Origin of the sequence: Hansschlegelia beijingensis, from assembly GCF_045505405.1 — a bacterium.
Taxonomy (GTDB): Bacteria; Pseudomonadota; Alphaproteobacteria; order Rhizobiales; family Methylopilaceae; genus Methylopila; species Methylopila beijingensis_A.
Genome location: NZ_JBJKEX010000374.1, coordinates 1 through 2,925 on the forward strand (window position 1 = coordinate 1; position 2,925 = coordinate 2,925).

At 69.2% G+C, this 2,925-nt stretch carries 3 protein-coding genes and 2 pseudogenes; 2 read left to right on the top strand and 3 right to left on the bottom strand.

The window, feature by feature from the left end; genetic code table 11:
- The 3 genes and pseudogenes from ACIKT0_RS16210 to ACIKT0_RS16220 form a co-directional block, all read right to left on the bottom strand.
- Nucleotides 1-298 (bottom strand): annotated as a pseudogene (locus tag ACIKT0_RS16210) (hypothetical protein); the annotation flags it as partial.
- Nucleotides 270-1,163, bottom strand: a complete 894-nt coding sequence (locus tag ACIKT0_RS16215) for an NAD(P)-dependent methylenetetrahydromethanopterin dehydrogenase (RefSeq protein ID WP_407106404.1) — start codon at nucleotides 1,161-1,163, stop codon at nucleotides 270-272. The pseudogene ACIKT0_RS16210 and the gene ACIKT0_RS16215, both read right to left, overlap by 29 nt.
- Before the next feature lie 20 nt (nucleotides 1,164-1,183).
- On the bottom strand, nucleotides 1,184-2,215 hold the full coding sequence (locus ACIKT0_RS16220; RefSeq protein ID WP_407106406.1) for a beta-ribofuranosylaminobenzene 5'-phosphate synthase family protein: 1,032 nt from the start codon (nucleotides 2,213-2,215) through the stop codon (nucleotides 1,184-1,186).
- A 158-nt stretch (nucleotides 2,216-2,373) separates the two neighbouring features.
- Between ACIKT0_RS16220 and ACIKT0_RS16225 the strand changes: the two genes are divergently transcribed.
- A complete protein-coding gene (locus ACIKT0_RS16225) occupies nucleotides 2,374-2,748 on the top strand; it encodes a 4a-hydroxytetrahydrobiopterin dehydratase (protein ID WP_183394027.1) in 375 nt (124 codons plus the stop codon).
- Nucleotides 2,741-2,925: pseudogene (locus ACIKT0_RS16230) on the top strand (hypothetical protein); the annotation flags it as partial. The gene ACIKT0_RS16225 and the pseudogene ACIKT0_RS16230, both read left to right, overlap by 8 nt.

Here is a 2,925-nt window from a genome sequence, read left to right on the forward strand (position 1 = left end):
CGCTCTCCCGGTCAGAGATCATCCACGGCGAACGGGCTGAAGCGACGATGACAGGCAGAGACGCTGAGAACAGCGTGACCGCGCGCGACAAGGCGCGCGGGTCGAAGCCCAGGCCGCGCCGGGCAGCGCCGACCCGCACGGCCTTCACGGCGTGTTCGCTCGTATCGGCGTCGGCGAAAAGATCGAGCGCGATCGCTCTCAGTCCCTCCCGCCTAGCGGAGCGGGCGAGCGCCCGCGCCGACAGAGCTATGAGGGCGACGTCGCAGGCGTCACTCGGAGAGCGTGCGCGCGAGTTCATAGGCCTCCAGGAAGCCGATCCGCAGAGCGACGTCGCTCTCCCGGATCCGCTTCAGCATCCGGTGCTGCACCTGATACTTGATCTGGCCGATGACCAGCGCCCCGATCCCGACGCCGTAGGGCAGCGCGACGCCGTCGTCGTTCGAGCCCACGCCTTCGATGCCGGTCGGCGGCACCGCGTTGATGTCCGCCGCGACCAGCAGGTTCTTGGCCGCTTCAAGAACATCCTTCGAGATGACCTGCACGCCCGCCGAGGCGGCGGTGAGGATCACCTCCGCGTCCGCGACCAGCTTCTTCTTGTCCTCGTCGCTTGTGGCGACGGCGCAGTCGAGCGTGACCCCGAACCGCTTCTTGAAGTCGATCGCCTTCAGCTGGACGTCTTCGATGATCATGTGGCCGACCATCGTGACGTGCGCCCCGGCCTGGGCGGCGATCACGGCCGCGATGCCGCCGATGATTCCAGTGGCGCCGTAGACCTGGACGCGCGCGCCCTCGAGCCCCTTTTCGCGCTTGCCGAGCAGGTGCCTCTCGACCTGCGCGATCATCGCCGCGGCCGTGGTGAAGGCGCCCGCCGGGTCGGCGAAGATCGAGATTTCGAAGGGCGGGAACAGCGCGGACGCGGCGGCCGCCATCTGGTCGAGCGCCAGGCTCGCGTCCTTGCCGCCGATGAACAGCACGGTGCGCTTGGCGTCCGACGGCGCGCGGCTGAACATCGCGTCCTGGGTGAGCGGCACCACGTCCTTGAGTTCGACCCCGACATAGGTCGCGATGTCGTGGAAGCCCGCGTCGACCGCCATGTTCACGTCGAACGGGCTCGTGTGCCTGAGCGGCGTGATCATGTGGAGGATCGGTACGGCGTCGGACATTCGGTGTCTCCTGTGGAGCCTCAGACGGTGGCGCCAAGCGCCGGCGCAGGCGCGAGGTCGATCGTCGCGCCGTGATTGTTTCCCCGGACGACGTCGAAGACCAGATTCGGGCGGTCGGAAAAACGTCGCCTCAGGTCCTCGGCCGCGGCGTCCGCCGCGGCGGCGTCGCCATAGACCGCGAAGCCGGTCGGTCCCCACGAACTCTGGCCGACGCCCGGGACGCCGTCCGCTTCGATGATCCGCAGCGCCTCGGCGACGTCGGGGCTCGTGAATCGGCCGCCCTGGAACCGCGCGAAGTGGTCGCCCAGGCGGCGCTGGATCTCGCCGACCGCGCGGCCGAAGCCGATCGCGTCTCCCTCGGCGGCCGACGGCAGGGCGGCCATCAGGGTGAGCCGGCAGAGATGGTCGGCGAGCGCCTCCGGGAACGGCGGCAGCTCCTCCATCGCCTGGATCTCGTCGCCCCCGCTCAGCCCAACGCGGCCGCCATCGAAGATGAGGAGAATCCTCCATGCCTCCGGGATCGGAATCCGCGACAGCAGCGGGGGCGGCTGACGGCGCGGCCCCGAAACAGGCTTGCCGCCGTCGAGCAGGAGGCCTCCGCCCTGGAAGGCGCCGAGGCCGATGCTCGATCGGGCGCCGCGGCTCAGAGCGTGCGCGACGTCCCGGGCGTCGATGGCCTTGCCGCTGAGGGCGCAAGCTCCGACTCCGACGGCGAGGGCGAGCTGGGTGCCGGAGCCGAGGCCGCTATGCGCCGGAAGCGCCGCCTCGACGGTGATCCTGACGTTCTCGACTCCGAATTCGGCCGCCGCGCATTTCAGCGCCTTCTCCGCGCGAGCGGCGTCCGGACCGCTCGCGGCCAGCGCCGCGGCGTTCTCCATCAGGACCCGCGTCACAGGTCGCTCCAGCGTCAGCCCGAGGCTGCCGAACCGCCTGCCCAATGAGCCGTTGAGGTCGAGGAATCCGATATGCAGCCGGCCCGGCGCGATGACGCGCACCGCCCGGAGGGCGCGCGAGGGGTCGCCGTCCTGGCGATTTTGCGGGGTGACTCTCATGGCGTTTCCGGCGGCACCTTATTCGCCGTGGGCCGCGCTCGCCAACCTCGCTCCTTGGCCTAAGTCGCTATCGGACGAAACGTCGCGACGCGTTGCGCCGGCTCAAAGCGCTGTGTAAGCCTCGCGCCACTTCCAGTGTTTTGGGGCTCCGTCCGCCAATGGCCGAACGAAAAGCCGTCATTCCGCCAGATCAGGTGGAGGCCCGCCTCGCCGCCGAGCTGCCCAAGTGGCGGCTGGAGGACGGCTGGATCCGGCGCACCTACAAGACCCAGAGCTGGAAGAGCACGCTGATGGTGATCAACACCGTCGGGCATCTGGCGGAGGCCGCCTGGCATCATCCGGACCTCACCGCGTCCTACGCCTGGGTAGAGGTGCGGCTGATGTCCCACGACGCCAAGGGAATCACCGATCGCGACTTTGAACTCGCGAAGAAGATAGAGAGCGTCATTCAATGGCAGCCCGGCTTGGAAGGCGGCGCGCTCGAGGGCACGCCGCAGGGCGATCAGCGCTTCGCGTATGTGAAGTATGACTGACGTCTCCAGCGGCGGCGTTACGCACCACGACGTTGTATGCCCGTTCTGCGGCCTGGGCTGCGACGACGTCTCGCTTACGGTTAAGGGCAATGCGGTCGAAGCCGGGGAGGGCGCCTGCGGGCGCGCGGCCGCGCTGTTCCGGCGTTCGGCCGATCCCGCGCCCTCGGCGCGCGTGAT